Genomic DNA, 6,914 nt, shown 5'->3' with positions numbered 1-6,914 from the left:
TGAAAGTGTCATAAACTTACACAGTTTCACATTTGCAGCTCGCATCCATGGGGCCATTCCGGTGGATTGGCCGGAAACGGGCTTGAATAAGCCCCGCCCACTTCAAGCGCCCCCCCTACTCAAGCCCCCGCCCCGAGGCCACTGATGTGAAAACCCGCAGCCATGGCTGAACTAGCAGTCACGGCTGCGGGCCTCCAGCAGATGTAGCTCTGCTAAGAATCTAAAAGATTACTTGTTAATCACCGTGGTCGGGTGCACGTAACCCAGAGTCTCCGGATCAACCGGGAACTCAATGTCGCCGAAAGGCGAATCTGCACCAGCGTGGTGAGCAATCAGTTCAGTAACAGCGTGCTGACCAGGCTCGAGGTCCTTCGGCCAGCCGGGATCGACATAGGATTTCTTTGCAACGTTAGCCATGCTGAGATTATCCCAAAAATTTTCTCCCCAGTCACCTTCTCCCCTCCTTAAATCTCACTAAAGTGGGGATTGTCATGACTAGCACCACCCCCTTTGCACTCTTTTCCGACTGGCTGGCAGGTCAACCAGACCAATTTGTGGGCACTATCCTCAGCAATCGCCCCGATGCGCTGTCGCCACCGCCGAAGTCTTCCCAGGTGCTAGCGGCAAGGCTCCAGCTCCGCGCTTCTGTCTCCCGCGCGCTAACCAAACTGCCCGCACTGGAGCTCGCCTGCATTGAGGCCGCCGCCGACCTCGGTGCTGACGCCGAACCCGTCACTGCGGACGCCCTCATCGACTACATTCTCGACTTACTCTCTCGAGCAGAGGTTCCCGCCAATCAACGGCCCACGGCCACGCATATTCGGACAAGCCTCGATACCCTGCGCGAATACGGACTCATCTGGGGCAACGGTCCCGGCCCCCGCGGCACCTTCACCGGCAAGTCCACCCGCAAGAAACCTCTGCCCTGGCAGGACTACTTCTGTCTCAGCGATGAGGTCGCCACCTCGTTGCCACCCGGCTGGTATCTTCTGCCCAATCCCGATGGCCCCAGCCGCAGCCAGCTACGCACGGCACTCACCGAGGTCACAGACAGGCAGCAGCGTCTCCTGGATACCCTCGCCAACTCCGGAGGGCTCGGCGTCACAAAGGACGCTCATCCGGATGCCGACCCTTCGCTGCCGGTCCCAGCGCTCATCAACGCCGGCCTGCTCGAACGCATCGACGAGGGCACCGTTCGCCTGCCCGCCACCGTTCGCGCGCTTATGCGTGGAGTCGGGCTTGCCGACGACGACGTCCCCCTGCGCCCCGAAACCCCCGCTACCCACGTGATCGCCAGCGGTAACGACCGTGCTGCCGCCACTGCCTGGGAAACTTTGCGACAGGCGACTGACCTGCTGGACTTGCTGGGAACCGACCCCGCGCCGACCTTGAAAAACGGTGTCATCGGAGTGCGGGAAACCCGCAGTCTCATCGAGGAGCTCGGCGTCGACATCTCGGAGTTGGCTCGCGGCGTGGCTAACCTCAGTGCAGCGGGCCTGGTTCATGTCGGCACTCCGCATCCGCTGCCACTGCACGACAGCGGTGGTGACTATTTCGCCCCCACGCTGGCAGCCGACGGCTTCCTCGACGCCGATCTGGTTGACCGGTGGGTGAGTTTGACGGTCGGCACTCGCACTAGCGACGCAGCTCCCTGGCGGGTCGACCAGCTCAATGAGGAAGGCAAGCGCATTGCTCTACTCTCCCCACAAGCTCGGCTCTCCGGGGTACCGTCAATCCGGGAAATGGTGCTGGCCTGCTGTGCGCAGGTGGCGTCGTCGGCAAGCGACAACGACATCGTTGCTCTGACTGACCTGCGTGAATGCGCCGCCTACTACTACCCGATTACCAACGCGAGGTGCACGGACGAGACGCTCAGTGGCGTGGTCGACGAGCTGGTCGCCCTCGGCATCGTCGTGCGGGACCCGGGCGTGGAAACGATTTCCGTCGGACTTAGCGAGGTCGGCAAAGCCACGGTCGCGCTCATCGAATCCGGCACCGCCGAGGCCTTCGACGATCTGCGTGCCGCCTGTAACAACCTCTTGCCGCCGAACGCCTCGTACCTGATGGTTCAGGCGGACAACACCATCGTCGTACCGGGCCCCGCATCCCCGGAGATGGAACGCATGCTCAGTTCGATTGCGCAGCTGGAATCTCCCGGCCTCGCCAGCGTCTACCGCGTGACCGAAGACAGCCTTCGCGATGCCCTCGACGCCGGCATCAATGCCGCCGATATCTCGGAGTTTCTTTCGCGCTACGCCGTCGGCGAGGTGCCGCAGTCCATTACCTATTTGCTTGACGACGTCGCCCGCCGCCACGGTCGTCTCCGCGGTGGCCCCGCAGCTTCGTTTATCCGCTGTGACGACCCGGCCCTGCTGGCCTCATTCCAGAGTCACCAAGCTGGACAAAGCCTGGCGTTGCGGAAGATTGCCGAAACGGTGCTAATTAGCCAGGCCCCGCTTGCCCAGGTGATTGAGACCGCTAGAAATGCGGGCTTTTCCATCATCGCCGAAGATGCAGAGGGTTTGGTGCTGGATCTCGGTCTCGCTCCCTGCCGCATTGAGGCGCCAGCTCCGGTGCCCACTGCGCGTACAACGATGCCCGAACCGGAACGCATCAGCCAGGCGTTGACGGCTATTGCCGATGGCAACCGTGCTGCTGAGCACGCCGGTAGTTCCAGTGGCGCTACGGCCAGTGGCAGCACTGCTGGGGTCTCTGACTCGGCTGCGGATTCGACGACAGGTACGGGCACAGCTGCCGGTGCCAGCACTAGCACCGGTGGCACGAGCGACTACGCCTCCGGCACCGAAGCATTCAAGCTCCTGCAGCGCGCGGCTCGCCACGGTGACGACCTGTATTTGAGCTACGTTGACCGCAACGGCAAACCCGGCCGCAAGCGCGTGCGCCCAGTCACAGTCTCCGGTGGGCAGGTCGATGCAATCGACCCGGCCACCAGCCAAGTGCTGCGCTTCCTGCTGCATCGCATTACCGAAGTACATCCTGTCGACTAGGCGGCGGGCGCGCGGACCGTCGTAAAGCGATGCAGAAGCGAATGTGGCGGTTCGGGATGATTCGAGCCCGTGCCGCATCTTCTGCGTAATCGTGGCAGAATTGACCTTTAGCTTATTTTTGGTCGAATGTCTGCGAGGCGAGGAAATAATGGGTTTCGGTACGGGTCCGCTGATCGTCCAATCGGACAAGACGGTGCTGCTGGAGGTCGATAATCCGGAGGCGGATGCGGCACGCGCGGCGCTGGCACCGTTCGCGGAGCTCGAACGTGCTCCTGAACATGTGCACACCTACCGCATCACCCCGCTGGCGCTGTGGAATGCCCGCGCCGCCGGTCACGACGCGGAGCAGGTGGTCGACGTCCTCGAGCGCTTCTCCAAGTTCCCCGTCCCACAGCCGCTGCTTATCGACGTCGCGGAGACCATGGACCGCTACGGTCGCCTGAGCCTGACCAAGCACCCAGCTCACGGCCTTATTCTGGTTTCACACGACCCTGCGGTACTGGCCGAGGTGACCAAGCACAAAAAGATTCGTCCGATGCTCGGTGAGCAAATCGATGCCGACACCTGGACCGTGCACCCCTCCGAGCGAGGCCGAATCAAACAGGAGCTGCTGAAGGTCGGCTGGCCTGCCAATGACACCGCCGGATACATCGACGGTGAGGCACACGCCATCGCTTGGCAGGATCAGGGCACCGGAGGCCACGACACCTGGGAACTGCGCGACTACCAACGCATGGCGGCTGATTCCTTCCGCGAAGGCGGCTCCGGCGTCGTGGTGCTGCCCTGTGGCGCAGGCAAGACAATCGTCGGTGCAGCGGCCATGGTAGACGCGCAGCGCACCACGTTGATTCTGGTCACCAACACCGTCGCCGGCAGGCAATGGCGCGACGAGCTGCTGCGACGCACCTCGCTGACCGAGGGCGAAATCGGCGAGTACTCCGGCGAAAAGAAGGAAATTCGCCCCGTCACCATTGCGACCTACCAAGTGGTCACGCGCAAGACTAAGGGAGAATACCGCGCACTCGAGTTATTCGATTCCCGCGACTGGGGCCTCATCATCTATGACGAGGTCCACCTCCTGCCCGCTCCTGTATTCCGAATGAGCGCGGATCTGCAGTCGCGCCGTCGACTGGGGCTCACCGCTACCCTGGTGCGCGAAGATGGCCGCGAGGGCGATGTCTTCAGCCTGATTGGCCCGAAGCGCTACGACGCCCCGTGGAAGGACATCGAAGCCCAGGGCTGGATCGCACCGGCTGACTGCGTTGAGGTCCGCGTGACCCCAACCGAGTCCGAGCGCATGCTCTACGCCACGGCTGAGGCCTCCGACAGGTATCGTCTGGCCGCAACGACGCCGACGAAGATTCCCGTCGTCAAGCAAATCCTTGCCCGACACGAGGGCGAACCCGCTCTGGTGATTGGTGCCTACCTGGATCAGCTCGAAGAGATCGGCGAAGAGCTCGGCGTCGACGTCATCGAAGGAAAGACGTCCAACGCCAAACGCGAGGAGCTCTTTGGGAAGTTCCGGCGCGGCGAGATCAACACGCTGGTGGTCTCCAAGGTTGCGAACTTTTCCATCGACCTTCCCGAAGCCTCTGTCGCCGTGCAAATCTCCGGCACCTTCGGTTCCCGACAGGAGGAGGCACAGCGCCTGGGGCGTCTCCTGCGCCCGAAGTCCGATGGTGGTGGCGCCGTCTTTTACTCGGTGGTGACTCGCGATACGCTCGATACCGAATACGCAGCTCACCGCCAGCGTTTCCTGGCGGAACAGGGCTACGCCTACCGAATCGTCGACGCTGATGAGTACCTCGGGCCCTCCCTGCCCGGTGATTCCACCGCTAGCTCGGAATCCTAGAAAACTGGATAACTAAAGGACTGCCATGAACTTTCACTTCCCCGTCAACCGCGAGCACACCAACGCCAACAACGAGTACTACCGCGATGCCCGCCGACTGCTCATCTCCTCCGGCATTTTCTCTGCTCTGCTGCTCGTCGGCGCTGTGCTGGTTCTAATAGTTTTCGACCGCACGCCGTTTGTTATCGGCAGCGCGGTTGTGCTTTTCGCCCTCGCGGCTCTCTACGTCGGCGTTACCTTCCAGGTGCGACGCGCAATTAAGGATCCGCAAGAGCTTTACGACGAATCCCCGCTGGTTCCGGCCATGATTGCGCGTGTGGATGAGCGGACCATGGTGCTGATGACCCTGGTGGACATGCGTAAAAACCCCTCCGATGGCGAGCCCGTCCCGGCCCTGGCTACACGAACTGTCACCACGATTTCCGGTGTCCCCCGCCGCGTGGGCGCGAAGGTGCCAGCTGTTGCTGTTGCCGGTACACACAAGAGCCGCACCGAGTTCTACGACGAGATCACCCCAGTGCCGCTCGCGTGGTCCACTCCAGACAAGTCAATCATTGCCCAAGCCCAGCGCAATATTCCTGTCAACGATTGGAATGTGCTCGAACGCAACATCGACCGGGTGGAAGAGGTACACGCAACGAAGCGCAACCTCCTGCCGCTGAACTAGTCCGGGGGCTGTTAGCCCCCGACATTTTGGCACTGAACTGTTCTAGACCCGCCCCCGATTTCCCTTAGCAGCGCCCCCTCCGCGGTGCTCACATGCACGGCGAGAGCGCCATTGGGAACTGAAACGGATTGACTAGCTCTTGCCCCATGACTCTTCGTTCTGCCGGTCGATCGCTTCCTTATCGTATTCACCTGCCGGATCCTCTGGCAGCTCACGTTCCGTGTGAGTGGCCTCTAGAATGAACCGCGCCGCGTCCGTAATCTGTTCTCGCTGAACCTTTGGAACCGCAATCTGGTGAGTCGCCAAGAATACCGCCTGAGAGGCCTCTCCCCCTGCCTCCTCAACCTTCTTCAGGTACTCGGTAGCTGGCCGAACAACAGTATCGCGGGAGGCCGCCTGAACGTGGACACGCATGCTTCGCGACGGCTCATGCAATCCCGGTGACACTTCCTTTGCCGAATCATCAGAGGTGCCGAAGAATGCCTGCAACCACACCGCAGGAGCACCACGCAGGTCTAGAGCCGGGGCAACGAGCAACAGAGCAACCGGAGTGTCTTGACTAATCTGGTCTACCGCGGAAACAACGTTGTGGCCGCCTGAAGAGACACCATAGAGAACTATCGGGTTCTGATCACTGATGGGCATTGCACCCAATTTTTGAAGCTGCAACGAATCATCTGCGACAGATGCGACTACCCGCGCGATGTCATTGACGGCCTCAGATACCTTGTGCTCTGGTGCAAGCCGGTAATCCACGTCCACAACAATTGCGCCCGATCGGGCTGCCAGGGCAGCCATATTTGGGCCGAAGGAATTCTCACGCAGACTGCCGTCGCCCATCCAGAAAGCGCCGCCGTGTGCGGCAACTACCACAGATCCGGTTGGATCCTCCGGAACAAAAACCCGCACCGGAACGCTAGGACTATCCCCCACCATCGTTTCCGTCACCTCTACCTTGCCGTCGGCATACGCAAGGTATGGCGAAGAATGGTTGACAGCCGCCCCCAGGACCATCATTGAACCGTGAATGATGGCGTCTGGCATACGAGCGCCGCGGTCATTGACTGAAGCACGAGCCTTCTTAATGTCTTCCTCAGAGGCACCCAAGGGGACAACCTCGCTCAAGTAGGAATAGGCCGAGACGTGTTCTTCGAGCCATTCAATAAGCTGTTGTAGCTTACCTTCTTCGGTCGTTACGGGAGTGAAGTTGTCTTGAGCCTCGTCCTCAGAAGAAGCGAGGTTAACCACATCGGAGTTAGGTGTCTGATTAGTCATAGAGACAGTCTGCCACAGAGAGCCAACGAGGATTCACCAAAAGAGGAAACCGAGGATCCGATCGACGCTTAGTTAATTCCGTTTACTCGTGGGTAACAAAAAGTGGGCCGCA

At 60.9% G+C, this 6,914-nt stretch carries 5 protein-coding genes; 3 read left to right on the top strand and 2 right to left on the bottom strand.

The features are described 5' to 3' along the window. Positions 1–228 precede the first annotated feature (228 nt). Positions 229–417 (bottom strand): hypothetical protein, encoded by a 189-nt coding sequence (locus HMPREF3130_RS05765; protein WP_016423317.1) that lies wholly within the window; start codon positions 415–417, stop codon positions 229–231. Between the two features lie 74 nt (positions 418–491). Here HMPREF3130_RS05765 and HMPREF3130_RS05760 point away from each other — a divergent pair, with 74 nt between their 5' ends. The 3 genes from HMPREF3130_RS05760 to HMPREF3130_RS05750 all read left to right on the top strand — a co-directional run bounded on the left by HMPREF3130_RS05760 (position 492) and on the right by HMPREF3130_RS05750 (position 5,527). Next, a complete protein-coding gene (locus HMPREF3130_RS05760; RefSeq protein WP_070429507.1) occupies positions 492–3,008 on the top strand; it encodes a helicase-associated domain-containing protein in 2,517 nt (838 codons plus the stop codon). A 148-nt stretch (positions 3,009–3,156) separates the two neighbouring features. Beyond that, complete coding sequence (locus tag HMPREF3130_RS05755; protein WP_070429506.1) at positions 3,157–4,860, top strand: DNA repair helicase XPB; 1,704 nt, start codon at positions 3,157–3,159, stop codon at positions 4,858–4,860. A gap of 25 nt (positions 4,861–4,885) precedes the next feature. Beyond that, positions 4,886–5,527: a DUF3239 domain-containing protein gene (locus HMPREF3130_RS05750; protein WP_049171985.1), complete on the top strand. Its 642-nt coding sequence runs from the start codon at positions 4,886–4,888 to the stop codon at positions 5,525–5,527. Between the two features lie 132 nt (positions 5,528–5,659). Here the strand turns inward: HMPREF3130_RS05750 and HMPREF3130_RS05745 are convergent, their stop codons facing one another. Beyond that, positions 5,660–6,802, bottom strand: coding sequence for an alpha/beta hydrolase (locus tag HMPREF3130_RS05745; protein ID WP_070429505.1), 1,143 nt, complete (start codon positions 6,800–6,802; stop codon positions 5,660–5,662). Between the last annotated feature and the right edge of the window lie 112 nt (positions 6,803–6,914).

It is taken from the genome of Corynebacterium sp. HMSC14B06, assembly GCF_001807075.1.
Lineage (GTDB): Bacteria > Actinomycetota > Actinomycetes > Mycobacteriales > Mycobacteriaceae > Corynebacterium > Corynebacterium jeikeium_D.
This window is presented reverse-complemented; position numbering and strand designations above follow the sequence as displayed.